Origin of the sequence: Lactobacillus delbrueckii subsp. jakobsenii ZN7a-9 = DSM 26046 (assembly GCF_001888925.1) — a bacterium.
GTDB classification, from domain to species: domain Bacteria; phylum Bacillota; class Bacilli; order Lactobacillales; family Lactobacillaceae; genus Lactobacillus; species Lactobacillus delbrueckii.
Map to the genome: position 1 here is coordinate 1,258,431 of NZ_CP018218.1, position 14,237 is coordinate 1,272,667.

General features: G+C 47.0%; 17 protein-coding genes and 1 pseudogene. 16 read left to right on the plus strand and 2 right to left on the minus strand.

From position 1 onward, the window contains the following. The first annotated feature begins 39 nt into the window (after window positions 1–39). Together LJ046_RS06425 and LJ046_RS06430 are read left to right on the plus strand one after the other, a co-directional pair. Window positions 40–1,245 carry a DUF2325 domain-containing protein gene (locus LJ046_RS06425; protein WP_002878491.1) on the plus strand — a complete coding sequence of 402 codons (1,206 nt, stop codon included), beginning with the start codon at window positions 40–42 and terminating at the stop codon, window positions 1,243–1,245. A gap of 23 nt (window positions 1,246–1,268) precedes the next feature. Further along, a complete protein-coding gene (locus LJ046_RS06430; protein WP_002878492.1) occupies window positions 1,269–1,847 on the plus strand; it encodes a tetratricopeptide repeat protein in 579 nt (192 codons plus the stop codon). Between the two features lie 551 nt (window positions 1,848–2,398). Here the strand turns inward: LJ046_RS06430 and LJ046_RS06435 are convergent. Next, window positions 2,399–3,811, minus strand: a complete 1,413-nt coding sequence (locus tag LJ046_RS06435) for an RNA-guided endonuclease InsQ/TnpB family protein (protein ID WP_072557718.1) — start codon at window positions 3,809–3,811, stop codon at window positions 2,399–2,401. A 66-nt stretch (window positions 3,812–3,877) separates the two neighbouring features. On the opposite strand from LJ046_RS06435, the gene tnpA reads away from it, so the two are divergent. The 6 genes and pseudogenes from tnpA to LJ046_RS06460 all read left to right on the plus strand — a co-directional run bounded on the left by tnpA (window position 3,878) and on the right by LJ046_RS06460 (window position 6,776). Continuing rightward, a complete protein-coding gene (gene tnpA, locus LJ046_RS06440; protein WP_003611707.1) occupies window positions 3,878–4,339 on the plus strand; it encodes an IS200/IS605 family transposase in 462 nt (153 codons plus the stop codon). A gap of 368 nt (window positions 4,340–4,707) precedes the next feature. Next, window positions 4,708–5,025, plus strand: a complete 318-nt coding sequence (locus LJ046_RS10405; RefSeq protein ID WP_002878427.1) for a hypothetical protein — start codon at window positions 4,708–4,710, stop codon at window positions 5,023–5,025. A gap of 21 nt (window positions 5,026–5,046) precedes the next feature. Then, a pseudogene (locus LJ046_RS06450) lies at window positions 5,047–5,442 on the plus strand (GGDEF domain-containing protein); the annotation flags it as partial. An 85-nt stretch (window positions 5,443–5,527) separates the two neighbouring features. Continuing rightward, complete coding sequence (locus tag LJ046_RS10190; protein ID WP_002878430.1) at window positions 5,528–5,698, plus strand: hypothetical protein; 171 nt, start codon at window positions 5,528–5,530, stop codon at window positions 5,696–5,698. 364 nt (window positions 5,699–6,062) lie between these two features. After that, window positions 6,063–6,218, plus strand: coding sequence for a hypothetical protein (locus LJ046_RS10020; RefSeq protein ID WP_196767764.1), 156 nt, complete (start codon window positions 6,063–6,065; stop codon window positions 6,216–6,218). Window positions 6,219–6,233: 15 nt separating this feature from the next. Further along, a complete protein-coding gene (locus LJ046_RS06460) occupies window positions 6,234–6,776 on the plus strand; it encodes a hypothetical protein (protein ID WP_002878432.1) in 543 nt (180 codons plus the stop codon). Between the two features lie 12 nt (window positions 6,777–6,788). Here the strand turns inward: LJ046_RS06460 and LJ046_RS06465 are convergent, their stop codons facing one another. Beyond that, complete coding sequence (locus LJ046_RS06465; protein ID WP_002878433.1) at window positions 6,789–7,304, minus strand: P-loop NTPase family protein; 516 nt, start codon at window positions 7,302–7,304, stop codon at window positions 6,789–6,791. Between the two features lie 299 nt (window positions 7,305–7,603). On the opposite strand from LJ046_RS06465, the gene LJ046_RS06470 reads away from it, so the two are divergent. The 8 genes from LJ046_RS06470 (at window position 7,604) to LJ046_RS06500 (ending at window position 14,229) form a co-directional block, all read left to right on the plus strand. Then, window positions 7,604–7,858, plus strand: coding sequence for a G5 domain-containing protein (locus LJ046_RS06470; RefSeq protein WP_133281429.1), 255 nt, complete (start codon window positions 7,604–7,606; stop codon window positions 7,856–7,858). Between the two features lie 187 nt (window positions 7,859–8,045). Further along, a complete protein-coding gene (locus LJ046_RS06475; RefSeq protein WP_002878436.1) occupies window positions 8,046–9,080 on the plus strand; it encodes a zinc-dependent alcohol dehydrogenase family protein in 1,035 nt (344 codons plus the stop codon). Window positions 9,081–9,309: 229 nt separating this feature from the next. Beyond that, on the plus strand, window positions 9,310–10,065 hold the full coding sequence (locus LJ046_RS06480) for an FAD-binding protein (protein WP_002878437.1): 756 nt from the start codon (window positions 9,310–9,312) through the stop codon (window positions 10,063–10,065). Window positions 10,066–10,085: 20 nt separating this feature from the next. Beyond that, window positions 10,086–10,283 (plus strand): YSIRK-type signal peptide-containing protein, encoded by a 198-nt coding sequence (locus tag LJ046_RS06485; protein WP_002878440.1) that lies wholly within the window; start codon window positions 10,086–10,088, stop codon window positions 10,281–10,283. A 336-nt stretch (window positions 10,284–10,619) separates the two neighbouring features. Then, window positions 10,620–11,339, plus strand: a complete 720-nt coding sequence (locus LJ046_RS06490; RefSeq protein ID WP_002878441.1) for an HAD family hydrolase — start codon at window positions 10,620–10,622, stop codon at window positions 11,337–11,339. Between the two features lies 1 nt (window position 11,340). Beyond that, entirely contained in the window at window positions 11,341–11,607 is a 267-nt protein-coding gene (locus tag LJ046_RS06495; RefSeq protein WP_002878445.1) for a GNAT family N-acetyltransferase, read from the plus strand. A 100-nt stretch (window positions 11,608–11,707) separates the two neighbouring features. After that, window positions 11,708–11,944, plus strand: a complete 237-nt coding sequence (locus tag LJ046_RS10410; protein ID WP_002878447.1) for a hypothetical protein — start codon at window positions 11,708–11,710, stop codon at window positions 11,942–11,944. After that, entirely contained in the window at window positions 11,944–14,229 is a 2,286-nt protein-coding gene (locus tag LJ046_RS06500; protein WP_002878450.1) for a YfhO family protein, read from the plus strand. Before LJ046_RS10410 ends, LJ046_RS06500 begins: the two co-directional genes overlap by 1 nt. Window positions 14,230–14,237: the final 8 nt, after the last annotated feature.

Here is a 14,237-nt window from a genome sequence, read left to right on the forward strand (position 1 = left end):
ACGCGGAAAGAGAATTCAAAAATTAAAGGGTGCAAAAAGATGAAAGAATACTATTTAGACTATCGTGAGCAAGTGCGGAACATCTTGGATGCTTTGGACGACAGCAGTACATACTTGCGCCTGGGAGCAGTCGCGATTGAAAACCTCTTGACCCTGGCCAGAGTTGACCTGGATGATGAAGACGAAGAAGCTGAAACAGGCGATGAGGAGGACGAAGGCGAAGAAGATTCTGATGACTCAGACGCCATTGAAGAGGTAGATAGCGGCGGGGACCTAGCAGCTGCGGAAACAGAGGACAAGAAGCAAGTTAAAATCATCCGTCATGAAGAACTAACTGCCAGCATCCATTACCAGCTCTGCCGCTTTTCCCGGGCCTTGAAGGGCGGGAGCTTTTACACCGAGCAGGGGGACCTGGTCAGCGAGATCAATGAGCTGGCCGTCAGAAATCTGAACGTGGAAAACGGCTATTTAGTCGAGCTGGACCCCAGCAGCCAGCCGCCCCGGGTGGTCCGGATAGTGGAAGCCGGAAACCTGCCTTCTAATATCGCAACTATGTCATATGGGGTGGTAGAAAGGGATCCTGCCGGCGACTTGTATGTCAGCCGCAGCGCCATGGGCGAGAGCTTGAGTGAGTGCGCGGGCATTGATCGCTATGAGGTGCCGGCGATCATTGATGCTCGGCAAACCGAGACAGGTTTTGTCCATGAAGGCGACATTGTTGACTTGGCCTGGTATAAGAACAGCCCCAGCAATATGATCGTCCGCTGGGTCAGCCAGACTAAGGGAGAAGAAGCTCCAAAGAAGGAAAAGCCGGCTGAAAAGAAGGTAAAAAGCGAAAAGGAAGACAAGGATAAAGAAGAGAGCGTAACGACCTTGAATTTCGACTTGCATGGCCGCAGCGTGGCGGTGGTCATCGGCAATGAGCTCCGCAGCCAGGAGATTCAGAAGATGGTAGGTGAGCACCACGGCCGTTGCAAGGTGATTGACGCCTTCAAGTTTTCCGATACGGAATCTTTTTACAAGCACGCTCTCAAGCGGGCTGACGTAACGGTCATGGTGCAGAATTTGAACAAGCACTCAACCAGTAAGGCTCTGCGCAAGTATGCCAAGCGGCTGGCCATAGCGGACTCGGCGGGCCTGTCTTCAATTGAGCGGGCGATCTACCGGGCTATGCACGGCCTGCCGGCTTATGAGACATCTACCCAGCCGATCGCGTATCCGGTCAAGGAGCTGGCACTTAGTTAATTCTTAGAAAGGTTGGCGATAAAGTGGCATTTTTGGACAAAGATAAATTCGTTGAGATGGATAAAATTGGCGCAACCTGGCTGGACCGGGGGGCGGAAGCCTACAGGCAGGGGGACTATGAACTGGCACTGCAGTGCTATAAAAAGGCAGCTGACTACGGCAATTCCCAGGCTATGTGCAATTTAGGCTACATCTATGCATTTGGCCGGGTTGGTGAAGCCGACCAGGAGAAGGCTTTTTACTACTTTACTCAAGCATCTTTGGCCGGCAACCCGAATGCCTTCTATAAGCTGGGGGATGCTTTCCGTTTTGGCAATTTTGTAAAGAAAAACGACGAGATTGCCTTTCAATATTACAGCATGGCGGAAAGCGTCCTGCAGGAAGGCGACGAAGACATGATCGCTGAGATCGACTACCGCCTGGCCCTTTGCTACGCCAGAGGCTGGGGGACTGACCAGCGCTGGGACCTGGCCTTGAAGTATATCAATGAGGCTCAGCTTTATGCCTACCGGAACAAGCAGCATGGCGAGTACAACTGGCAAAAGACCAGCCAGCGGATCAAAAAGCTGCATGATGAGATAGTACGCGAAATGTTTTCATAAGTTTTAAGCAGCTGCCTGGGGCGAACCGGGCAGCTGCTTTTTTCTGATTTATCCAAAATAGCTATTTTCTTTGGCCTCGCAATCAGCTTGGCTTATAATTATATATGCAAAGGCAATAATAACTTAAAATCTATAGATTTGGATAGATGTAAAAGTGATAGATAGATTATGCGTGTTTAACCAGCATGCTGCTGTCAACCTGCTAGACTACTATATAACTATTGAGATAATTATTTCATTATTTATTGCTGGCTTGCTTACCTTGGTCTACAAGAACATCCACTACAGCAACGCAACAGCTACTGGTCTTTAGGCCTCTTGCTAATCTTGAACCTCCTACGACTAAAGTCGCAGGAATCTGGGGGCCACCCAGCACATTACACGTAAGATCGACAACTCTTAGAAGTACTCAGAGTGTTTAGGTTAGTTTCACAACTGCCCAATGTCATCTCGTCTTCGTTTTGACTCGCTCAGAAGATTACGCAGATAACACCGTCTAGTGCTAAGGACGATTGTTCCGTTTCGCCCAGGCTGTTTTTAGTGCTTTAATCTTAGACTTCCGTCACCAGTGACGAAGGGCTAAGATTTTTTCCTTCTTCGGCCGTTTTCTTCAGCTTTGCGTGATGCTCTGGATGAATCCCCCAATCTAATATGTTTCTTGCTGCGTTTAAATCCCTGTCTACCGTCTTCTTGCAGCTTGGACACTGCCATTCTTTCTGACCAACTTTGAGATCTTTGTTGATGTATCCGCAGTCGTGGCATGCCTTGCTTGTCCAAAATGAATCCACTTTGACAAGCCTCTTGTTCTGCTTCTTTACAAGCGACTCTAAAATAGTCATCAGCTCATATGGCTTAAGGACCGCCAGTCTGCGATTGATGCCTTTGCTTTGAGCAGAGCCTTTTCCACGCTTGCGCATCTCATAGGCATCCAATTTCTCAACGACGATCGTGTCGCAGTCATCGACTACTTCGTGTACCAGATGGCGGTATTCGTTGGTAAGCATGTTCGAGCGCTTTGCATTCAGCTTCTGCTGTCTGCGGTCAAGCTTGCGATACAGCTTGCTTTGCCCGTGGGCATTTCCTTCCAGATCACGCGCTGACTTAATTGCATTGATCTTCTGCTCATATTCGTCAGCTCGCTTGATTGCGGCGTCTGATACCTTGATCCGCTTGCCGTCTGATGAGCAAAAAGCCTCATTACCAGCCATGTTCCAGTCAAAGCCTTGAATAGTTTTTGACTTCTGCTTCTTGCGGGGCAGAGAAAAGGTCAGCTGCAGTCTGTAAGAACCATCTGGAAGCTTCTTTATCTTTGTCAAAGCAATGTCCTTCAAGTTTAATTCGGACAAGTCTTCAATGACTTCGACAGTACCAAAGTCGGCTACTGTTAAGAAGGTGTGGTTGTCTGTATGCTTGTCCTCAATTCTGATGCCTCCTTTAGAATCTTCTGGAAGCTTTTGTGAGGTAATGGTTCTAAAGCTTGCGCTGTTTCTCAAAAAGTTGATCGATCCCTTGCGGTACCAAGATTTGTGGAGCTGGTTCTTGTGCTTGCCGTACTTATCTTTAGTTACGTTCATCTTGAAGTTATAGCGAGCCTTCTCGTCCATGCTCTTGTCTGCTTTCACCAAGCGCTTGCGATACTGTGAGAAGTTGGTGTAGACGGTCTTGAGAAACTCATCGGCTGAATGAGACGACAAAAACAGCACTGACTTCTTCCAACGTGCCAAGCCGTACTTGTCCTTGATGAAGCCAGTTTTAATTTTGTTAAGTAGGTACTGAATGGGCTTTTGGCTAAATGGCATAGGGCGTCCGATATGCTTAATGCTATAAGTCTTAAAGAGATACTTTAAAGCGTACTGAAACAAAGCATTCTGAGTTTTCAACGCTTTCTCATGCTGGATTTTTTGCTTGTCAGTCAGCAACACATGGTATTGTCTGGTAAATCCATACTTTTCTTCATTAGACACAGATGCACACCTTCTTTCGTCCTACTTTATGCTATAATTATACAACAAAGAAAGGTGGCATACACTATGATCGTCCATGAAAGAGGCTGCGTTTATAACTTCAATTTCCATCTAGTTTTCGTGACCAAGTACCGGAAAGAAGTCTTTGATAGCCCAGAAAAGGTTGAAGAAATGAAAGGGCTGCTCCAAAAAAGAGCGGATATGTCGGACATCCAGATCCAGGAAATGGAAGTAATGCCCGATCACGTTCACATGCTTATTTCATTTTCGCCAAAACAGAGGCCCGTAGACGTAGTTAAAGGGCTGAAAGGCTGGACAGCCCGGAAATGGTTCGAGCTGCACCCGGAAACTAAGCAGATGCTGTGGGGCGGCCACCTCTGGTCACCAAGCTATTTTATGAGCACCTTAGGTGACATGAGCAAAGAAGTCGTTAAAAATTACATTGCATCTCAGTACACGGCAGCCATGAAAAAACAGCAGAATGGCAAGTATGGCGAGTTGGAAAGAAAGAGAAGAAAGAGAAACTAAAAAACGCCCCAATGGGGCGTTTTTGCGTGCTTAACTCATGTCTAAAGACACGAGTTTGCGCACACCTTTTAATCAATTTAATTGAGTGGACTTCGGTCATGTTGGATGGCGTCTCGGGCCAATACAGAATATGGTTGGTAATCAACAAGTTTTTAAACTACAGGTTAAAACCATTTCTAGGCTACTTCGTTATTCATATTTGGGTGCGGCATTCAAAGTATGACCGCCTGCTGGCAGTATTGCTGCCGGGGAATGTTCTCTTCCAGCTTGCGTCAATTGCTACCGGCTAGACCTTTTCGATTGACAAGAATAGCCACTATCATCAAGGCCGTTATTACTACGTTTATTTCATTATCTGCATTATCGTGATGTTCGCGATTGTATCTGCCTATCACCAGTTTGAGCAAAAGACTTTCAGCGGCGACCGCCTCTTTATGTTCTATACCTTTTTCGTGGTTTTTCTGGGGATCGTGATCCAGGAAGTGAGCGGGGGAGCTTTGCGGACGACATCATTGACGATTGCGATCGGGATGTGCTTTTTGCTGAACCGCTTCAACAATTTTACCCAGAAGGTCAGCGATTTGAAGATCAGCCGGGACAATGTCGTGATGCGGACGGATATTATGACGGGGATGCAGAACCGCTATGCCTATGATGAGAAGCTGGGCGAGATGCTGACGCTGTAAGGCGGGAAGGAGTTTTTAGCTTTTTCCATTGACATCAACGGTTTAAAAGAGATGAATGACAACCGGGGCCACCTGGCCAGGGATGACTTGACCCGGGAAGTTGCCGCGATTATCAGGGATATTTTAGGCAAAAGCGGAGAATGCTACCGGATTGGGGGAGACGAGTTCGCCGCTATTATACCCGGCGACAGCCAGCAAGGGTCGAAATTAAAGCAGCAGCTAGAAATAGAGGCAGTCAAGTGCCGGATCAATACCGGGCAGAATATCAGTTTTTCTATTGGCCATGCCGACAGGGAATCTCATCCCCAGGCCAGTCTGGAGGGCCTCATGCAACTGGCTGACCAGCAAATGTACCAGGAGAAGGGGAGTATTACAGCCGTCCGGGCAACAACCGGCGGGGCAGAAAGCAGCCGGTAAAAAGCAAGAAGGTTGACAGTCCGCGCCTGCTTGGGTTACCTTAAACTTGTATTTAGGGGATAGAGGACAAGTTGGGGTAACTATTATGTTTACGATTTCGTTTTTGATTTTACTGATATTTTTAACTATTGTGGCCGTGCCGGTGGCGATCGCCGCTTTTCTGCTCAAGGTCTCATTTAAGATCCTGGGCTGGCTAATCGGCATCTGCTTTATTTTGGCCTTGCTGATCAGTTTGCTATTGATTAGCGTGATGTAGGAGAAACGCTTCCTGGAGACCCGGGAGGCATTTTTTGATGGAAAAGGAGATGACAATGAAAGTTTGGATGAGAGTTAGGCGCGACAAGGAAATGAATTCTGGATGTGCCGCACAGTATTAATATCGCTACAGCAATGTATGGCTTCCGGGAATTAGGCGCGGAGATCGTACCATATCACTTTATAGACGAAATTGAGGAAAAAATTGGCATAAAGGACATAGTGCTGGACTATATTGAGCGATGCCAATGGGTGTTTAAAGAATTCGGCCATCCAACTTATATGGACTGCTATCCGGAAATATTAAAGCCGTTTTTAAAGAGAAAGATTTGGCGACCTATGCTTTTGCCAGAATGAAGAAGCTCATGGAAGAAGAGTTTCCGAGCTTTGAAGATGACGATTATGCGCATATGGCCTCGGTACAGATTACTGTTTTGGCAGATATGTTGCAGAGCGGGATTTTGAGTTACAACGATTTGTATCAAGAGACGTTGGAAGTAATCGAACAATTGCTTGGGTAGGAAGAAGGAAAAGCAATGATTTTGATGGACAGTCTGGATGAACTGTATGAGATTGTTGACAAGACGACTAAAGAAGATGAGCTGGTCAACGACTTTACTAAAGTACGGGTTGACGTTGCCCAAGCAAGGAATAAGCTACATTTGCTCCAGGATTTGATGGAATCGAAGAATTTGTCTGAAGAAGAAGCAATGAAGGCATTAGGATACACGCCAGCTTCGCTAGAAAGATGCAAACAGGTAATTGCTGATTTAGGGCAATTAAAGGAAACAGACGATAAATTTAGCGATAAAAAGTTGAGCAAGGAAGAAATGGTTTCTGTTTTGGATTCAATCATGACCATGGGCGGAGGGGATGACTTGCAAGAAGCCATTGAAGAACTCTCTAATGAAGATCCAAATAGCAGCACAAGCATGAATGAAGTATTTACCCAACATACAGCAAAAAGAATTGCCAAAGCAAAGGCAGAGCAAAATAAGCATGCAGTTGAGTATCTGATGCTGTCCATGAATCTCAATAAGGATCAAGCAGAAGCCGCATTAGGACTGGATGCTGAATAAGTTGATTTGTTGCTAGTCTTTTAGATTTTGCAGATATCCGTTAAGTTGCTGCTGATTACAGAGAACGACCACTTTGCTGGGATATTCGTTCTGGACTCGGACATATCGGTCTTGGATATTTTTTGATCGGCCATCCCAAAGAATCCACTTGATGAAGTCAAAATCCAATTTTTCATCGCAACCTACTGCCATATCAGGCCGGGTCTTTCCTTTGTAAGTACGATAGCGGTTGATGCAGCGAAGCAGGCAGTCTTTTCTACTGAATAAGAGTTGGATAATGATGTCCGCTTCAATGATTCCGCGTTCATAGCTGAGTTTGTTGTAGTTTCCATCGATGACCCAGCCGCTAGGATTATCGTTAAGAAAAGTTTGGACGATCTTGCCTTGTTCTTCCGTTGATCTCGTTTTCCAGTTTGGCAAAAATTGGACGCTATCCAAGTGAAGAGCGGGAACTTGGTACAATTCACCTAACTTGCGGGATAGAGTTGACTTTCCAGAGCCACTGTAACCCATTACTGCGATCTTCATGATGTGTTCCTTTTGGTATTCTTTTGATGTTATTCAATATTATATCAATTTAGCTACACAGTAGCTAAATTATACCCATGGATCATCAAACTTTCTTTAGTTTTCTAGATGATTTGTATAGGACTCGAACTAAAAACTAGTGGAGCAATGCGAATGTATTGGGTCTATGGGCCGGACAAGAAGTCCATAACAATTATTGGGTTAGAACCTCACCCGGAAGATAAGAAAAGCGGTGCATATTCTCGAATTCCACTATCAGACCTACCTACGGTCTCACGGTAGATGAGATCCAAAGAAAGATTGATCAAGTAGTTTCTGTTGGTACTAAGTCGGAAGTTGAATACAAAGTTACGCCTTATAAAACGATTCAGAAGTATGATCCTAACCTGCCAAAGGGGACTACGATAGTTACAGGCGGGGAAAATGGCTCAACTAAAAGTATCACGCCTTACTATTTAGATGAAAAAACGGGATATGTCCAAGCAGGTGCTGAACTCGAGGTTAAAAATCCGGTTGATAAGGTCATTGTCATCGGAACCAAGGAAAGCAACTAAACTGTAGTTTAATCAAACTCCATACTAACAAACGGCATCCAGCTCATGGGATGCGGTTTTGCGATCTAAGGGACTATAGATTTCACGTATACCAATATACAAGCTAAGTATTCGCCAAAATTATAGCTAAGGGCTACAATAATCATTAAAGAACGTCAGCGGTTTTTTATACAGAAAGCGAGAAAAAATGAAAGCAGCATATTTCGTAAAAAAGGGCCTGGTTGAAGCCCGGGAAGTTGAAGATGCAACACTTGAACAAGACACCGACGCGGTTATCCGCGTAATTAGAGCTTGCGTCTGCGGATCAGACCTGTGGTGGTTCAGAGGCATTTCTGACCGGCCGGAAGGTACGGTTGGCCATGAAGCCATCGGGATCGTAGAAGCAGTCGGTGACAAGGTTGATAATGTCAAGGTCGGCGATTTCGTTATCGCTCCGTTCACCCACGGCTGCATGAAGTGCAAGATCTGCAAGGCTGGTTTTGACGGCAACTGTCCAAACGTGGAAGTTGGCGGCAACAAGGGTTACCAATCTGAAAAGCTGCGTTTTAAGAATGCCAGCGCCTTGGTAAAAATCCCTGGCCAGCCAAGCGACTACACTAAAGAGCAATTGAATGACCTGTTGACTTTGTCAGACGTTATGGCAACTGGCTACCATGCTGCGGCTAGCGCGGAAGTTAAGCCGGGGGATGCAGTAGCAGTTATCGGTGACGGCGCGGTTGGTTTGTGTGGGGTTATCGCGGCTAAGCTGCTCGGTGCTGAAAAGATCATTCTGCTTAGCCACCACGAAGACCGGGCAGCCTTGGGCAAGGAATTCGGTGCAACTGACATCGTCAGTGAACGTGGTGAAGACGCGGTAAAGAAGGTTTTGGAACTGACTGACGGCTACGGTGCTGATGCTGTTTTGGAATGCGTTGGGGCAAGCAGCTCTATCGATCAGGCTGGTCAGATCGCTCGTGCTGGCGCGATTGTCGGCCGGGTAGGGATTCCGCAAAAGGAACCTGAAACCAACAAGTTCTTCTGGAAGAATGTCGGCTGGCGCGGCGGGATCGCTAACGTAACTACTTACGACCAGGAAGTCTTGCTGGACGCTGTTTTGAAGGGCGAAATCCACCCAGGTAAGGTCTTCACTAAGAGTTTTGACCTTGATCATGTGCAAGACGCATATGAAGCGATGGATCAACGGCAAGCAATTAAGTCATTGCTGGTCGTGGCAGACAAGTAATTTTTTAAAAAAGGGCATTGGGTTATAAAAATGGTGTAGACTCACTGATTGCAATAATCTAGGGAGTCTATGCCAGGACAATCGTTTCTGAAGAAATCAAAGGACTGTTTGGCATAGTAGGTCAGACAGTCTTTTTTTGTACTCAAAATTAGATATACATGTATAGGCTTCTACAAAATGTGATTAGAAATAAATTAAAAAGATAAACTACAAAACAAGGAGAACTATCATGACTGAAGCAACTGCAGAAAAGGGGGTGGATCTCCGCTTTGAAACTATCTTGGTGAACTTGATCAAAGAAGCCGGCCGGGTAACTGGAGCCTTGGTGAAGGACGAATACTACCAAATTAAAGCAAAGAAGGGCGTTGTCCTGACGACTGGTAGCTACTCAGTCAACGTTGACCTGCTTAAGGAATGGAACCCGCTGTCTTTGAAGAAGAACGTCTACAATGACTCACCTCGCTCAAACGGGGCAGGGATTACTTCAGCCTTGAACGTCGGCGCAATCCGCGATGAAGAACCAGCTGAAACGATTTTTGACCGCGGCCTGGTACCAGTTGGCAAAAAGACTGAAGACATGTACTATCAAACCGCTACTTACGACCACTGGCTCTGGATCGGTTCATATCCATTCCTTAAGGTTAACCTGCGCGGTGAACGTTTCGCCAATGAATCTGTTCCTTACCAATTCATCGTCAACGCCGCTGCTAAGGAACTTGGCTACCTGTATGCCATGATTTGGGACGATAACTACGCTGAAACTCTGGAAAAAGTCCACATGCTTGGCTGCGCCCGCTACGGTTTCCCTGGTTATATGAAGGATAAGGAAGCCTTTGTCGCTTACACTGAACAACATGTCAAGGATGGTCTGGTCGTAAAAGCTGATACTTTGGAAGAATTAGCTGAAAAATTGAATCTGCCAGCTGACAAGCTGAAAGAAGCTGTTGCTAACAACAACCAAGCAGTGATCGAATTTATTGTGTGAAAAAAGGGGAGAAGTTTGACATGATCGAAGCGAAGAAATCTGCGAGAAACAAGCTTCAGAAAATGGAGCGAAAGGAACAACATTACAGTTTCAGAAAGGTCAATACAGATTTGGCCTCTGTTTTGCTCGGCTTTTCATTAGGCGGGCTGGCAATTGAATTTACGCCTGGCAAGGTAGCCGTGGCTGACAATACAGCTGCTGAGGTAACGACTACTTAGCAAAAGAGCAGCACAATTACGTCCACTAGCAGTCAGACAACTGCAAGCACAAACGATGCTGCTTCGACTACTACAAGCGATACCGCTGCAGCGACTACAAACGACACCAGTACAAATACTGCAACAACTACTGCCAATGACAGCAGTACAACGACCACTGATGCGACAAGCAGCCCCGTCTCCAATGATACCTACACTAGCCAAGTAACTTGGTGCAAGAAGCGCGATGATGAATAATCAATTTTTCCCTCACTAACAGGGAAGGGAATAGGTCTGTTCTATATGGGCAGGCCTATTTTTTCTGCCAGATGGTATAATGAAAGCGAGGTGAAACTGATGAAATATGAAGCCGCGATTTTTGACATGGACGGCACAATCTTAGACACGAGCGCTGACTTAACAAGTGCATTGAACTATGCGTTTGAACAAACCGGCCACCGGCATGACTTTACCGTTGAAGACATCAAGAACTTCTTTGGCAGCGGGGTCGTGGTGGCGGTCACCCGGGCCCTGGCCTATGAAGCTGGCAGCAGCCGAGAAAGTCTGGTCGCCTTTGGCACCAAGGATGAACAGATCCCGGAAGCCGTTACCCAAACAGAAGTTAACCGGGTCCTGGAAGTTTTCAAGCCTTATTACGCTGACCATTGCCAGATTAAAACTGGTCCCTTCCCAGGCATCTTGGATTTGATGAAAAATCTCCGTCAAAAAGGCGTCAAGCTGGCTGTCGTTTCCAACAAGCCAAATGAAGCCGTCCAGGTCCTGGTCGAAGAACTTTTCCCGGGCAGCTTCGACTTTGCCTTGGGTGAAAGAAGCGGGATCCGCCGCAAACCAGCTCCGGACATGACTAGTGAGTGCGTCAAGGTCTTGGGCGTGCCAAGAGACAAGTGCGTCTACATCGGCGACTCTGAAATCGACATCCAAACCGCGAGGAATTCTGAGATGGACGAAATCGCGGTAAATTGGGGCTTTAGAAGCGTGCCATTTTTGCAAAAACACGGGGCAACTGTGATCGTGGATACAGCTGAAAAGCTGGAAGAAGCAATTTTAGGTGAATAAGATGGAAATCAAGTTTGAAGAAGAGCAAAAGCGGGCCGCGGTATATGATGACGGCAAGCTGATTGGCCAGTGCGTATATAAAGATAAGGGTGATCACTGGATCATCACAACGACTAAGGTAGATCCAGCCTATGGCGGACAAGGCCTGGGCCGGAAGTTGGTTGATACCGTTGCTTCTGCTGCCCGGGAGAAGGGCGCCAGACTGCGGGCGACTTGTTATTACGCGGCTAAGGTCTTAACCAAGCCGGGCTATAAGGATTTACGGTAATCGAAAGAGCATCCCCTCCGCGAATTTGCGGGGCAGGGATGCTCTTTTGCTTTAAGATGGTATAATTTTAACTTGAATCCAGATTGAAGGGGAAGAAAGCGTGAATCTTGTCAAAAAAGTCCTAAAATCCAGGCCAGCCATCGCCTTTGCGGCCACCTTCCTGGTCACCATGCTGATCTTCGCGGCCTTCGGCTACGCGCCATTTGGCCTCAAGTCGGTTGCCGGGGCGGATGCCAATATCCAGTATCTCGATCTTTTTGCTTACTTAAAGGACGTCTTAGCCGGGAAAAACTCTGCCACATATACGATGAGCGCGCCACATTTGCCTATTACTTAATGTCGCCGCTTAACTTGCTGGTCGTCTTTTTTCAAAAGAGTCAGCTGCCAATCTTTTATGACATCTTGCTCGCCCTCAAGCTGTCTTTATCGGCCAGCAGCATGGCCATCTTTTTAAAGCAGAGATTTCCAAAAATTACTGGGAAATTCCAGCTCTTCCTGGCCATGAGCTACGCCTTCTGCCAGTACAATATTGCCCAATCCTGCAATATCCTTTGGTTGGACGGGGTGTACCTGCTGCCTTTAATCTTGCTGGGTATATACCAACTAGTTGCGGTCGACAAGAGAAAAGGCTTCTTCTTACTGACCATCAGCATCGCCTGCAGTATGGTCTTTAACTGGTATACGGGTCTCATCAATATCATCTTTTCCGCCATCTGGCTGGTCGTCGAGGAAGTTCTGTACCTCTATGAGGGCAGTTATGAGTTAAAAGCTTTGTTCAAAAGGCTTGGCAGTTATCTCTCTGCAGTATTTTTGGGCCTGGCCTTGAGCGCCTTTATCTTTTTGCCGAACTATGTCAGCCTGAAAAGCGGGGCAAGAAGCACTTTTGACTGGGACCTGCTCAAGCCAGACTTGATCAATAATCCTTTTACAGTCATCGGCAAGCTGGGGCTAAACGTGATGAGCGACTCCACCAATGTCTCCCTTTATTGCGGCAGTATTGTGGTGATCGCAGTCTTTGCCCTCTTCTTTAGCAAGGAATTGACAGCGAGATTCAAGACAATTATGGCCTTGTTAGGGCTGGGGATGCTCCTCCTCTTTTACTGGCAGCCAGCTAATTTCGCCTTTTCACTCTTCAAGCTGGTCGACAGCTACTGGTTCCGCTACTCTTATCTCGGCATCTTTATTTTGATCTTCATGGCCGGGATTTTCTTCAGCCAGGTCAAAGACAAGGTCCAGCCGCTTTTCTATGGAACGGCAGCGTATCTCACAATTTTTATCATCCAGAACTGGAAAAACTTGACCAGCAAGGGCGTGGTCTATACTGTCCTGTCAACCGTGCTGACGGCGGCTCTGTTGATTTTTTACGAAAAAGCCGGGAAGAAGGGGATGCAAAAGCTTGCTCTTCTGGCTCTGGCCGGCCTGATCTTGACCGAGTTTGCCTACAATGCCAAAAAGCTCTGGGCCACCTACAAGGATGACTATAAAGTAGCTAAAGTTGATGAATTTGCTGCCTACAGCAGCCAGCAGGAAAAGCAGATCGCTGCTTTAAAGAGATATGATCCAGGTGCCTACCGGGTCAGCCAGACCTCTACCAGACTCAAGCTGCGTCTGAATTTAACCGCGGCATACAACGAAGGCCTGGCCTATAACTACTGGCCGATCGCCAGCTATGTCTCCAGCCAGGATCCCAAGCAGCTGAAGTTTTTGGAAAGTGTCGGCTACCGGTCTGCCGCCCAGCGGGTGACCATCGTCAACACTTCAGTCCTTGGTGCTGACTCCTTATTAGGGGTTAAATACGTACTGACCGGTCAAGCTCTTCCAGGCTTGGAGAAAACAGCATTGCCAGTTGCTAATGGGAAATCTGTCTACCGCAACCCATATGCTTTGCCCCTGGCTTTTTCCAGCCAAAATGACGTAAATAACCCGGTCTTTACAGGGAATCCTTTTACCTACCAGGAAGCGGCCTACAGTCAGCTCCTGGGCAAAAAGGTTACCCTCTATAAAAGGGTGGCCTATAAAAAGACGGTTCAAGCAGGCAAGGTAACTTATGTGCTGGATTCCAAGGATAAAAAGAACCCTCTCTACGGCAATCTGCCCTGGAGCCAGGCCGGGGACAATGTCCTGGAAATCAATGGGGAAGTTCTCTACAACTACGCCGGCTGGCTGTCGCCAAGCGTCTTCTTCATCCCGGTCCAAAAGCGGACCAGAGTAACCTTAAAGACCAAGACGCCCGATGCCTACCAGGCCCAGTTCTACCAGCTGGACTTGCAAAAACTGGCAAAGGCTAGTCAGGAAATCCAAGCTAAGGCCATCAAACAGATTTCCTTTAAGGGGTCAAGGATCACCTTTACCGCTATAGGCAAGAAGGGGAAGGCCAGCTATGCCTACTTAGAAGTGCCGGTCAAGAGCGGCTGGAAGGCGACGAATAACGGGAAGAAGGCTGAGATCTTCGGTTACTTGGGCACCTTCATGAAGTTCAAGCTTAAGCCAGGCGTCAACAAGATCCAGTTAACCTACACAATCCCGAAGCTGAAACTGGGAAGCTTGATCAGCGGACTCGCTGCTTTGGTCTTGCTCCTAGTGGCTTTTTGGCCCAAAATTGGGCAAAGAAGCAGGAAATAAGCGACGAT

What these genes read in the sequence shown, in the direction of transcription:
- LJ046_RS10190 (WP_002878430.1), top strand. Translation starts at nt 5,528, where the DNA reads ATGTTTACGATTTCGTTTTTGATTTTACTGATATTTTTAACTATTGTG.
- LJ046_RS06475 (WP_002878436.1), top strand. Translation starts at nt 8,046, where the DNA reads ATGAAAGCAGCATATTTCGTAAAAAAGGGCCTGGTTGAAGCCCGGGAA.
- LJ046_RS06425 (WP_002878491.1), top strand. Translation starts at nt 40, where the DNA reads ATGAAAGAATACTATTTAGACTATCGTGAGCAAGTGCGGAACATCTTG.
- LJ046_RS06495 (WP_002878445.1), top strand. Translation starts at nt 11,341, where the DNA reads ATGGAAATCAAGTTTGAAGAAGAGCAAAAGCGGGCCGCGGTATATGAT.
- LJ046_RS06500 (WP_002878450.1), top strand. Translation starts at nt 11,944, where the DNA reads ATGTCGCCGCTTAACTTGCTGGTCGTCTTTTTTCAAAAGAGTCAGCTG.
- LJ046_RS06490 (WP_002878441.1), top strand. Translation starts at nt 10,620, where the DNA reads ATGAAATATGAAGCCGCGATTTTTGACATGGACGGCACAATCTTAGAC.
- LJ046_RS06485 (WP_002878440.1), top strand. Translation starts at nt 10,086, where the DNA reads ATGATCGAAGCGAAGAAATCTGCGAGAAACAAGCTTCAGAAAATGGAG.
- LJ046_RS06465 (WP_002878433.1), bottom strand. Translation starts at nt 7,304, where the DNA reads ATGAAGATCGCAGTAATGGGTTACAGTGGCTCTGGAAAGTCAACTCTA.
- LJ046_RS10020 (WP_196767764.1), top strand. Translation starts at nt 6,063, where the DNA reads ATGGAAGAAGAGTTTCCGAGCTTTGAAGATGACGATTATGCGCATATG.
- LJ046_RS10405 (WP_002878427.1), top strand. Translation starts at nt 4,708, where the DNA reads ATGTTCGCGATTGTATCTGCCTATCACCAGTTTGAGCAAAAGACTTTC.
- LJ046_RS06460 (WP_002878432.1), top strand. Translation starts at nt 6,234, where the DNA reads ATGATTTTGATGGACAGTCTGGATGAACTGTATGAGATTGTTGACAAG.
- LJ046_RS06480 (WP_002878437.1), top strand. Translation starts at nt 9,310, where the DNA reads ATGACTGAAGCAACTGCAGAAAAGGGGGTGGATCTCCGCTTTGAAACT.
- tnpA (WP_003611707.1), top strand. Translation starts at nt 3,878, where the DNA reads ATGATCGTCCATGAAAGAGGCTGCGTTTATAACTTCAATTTCCATCTA.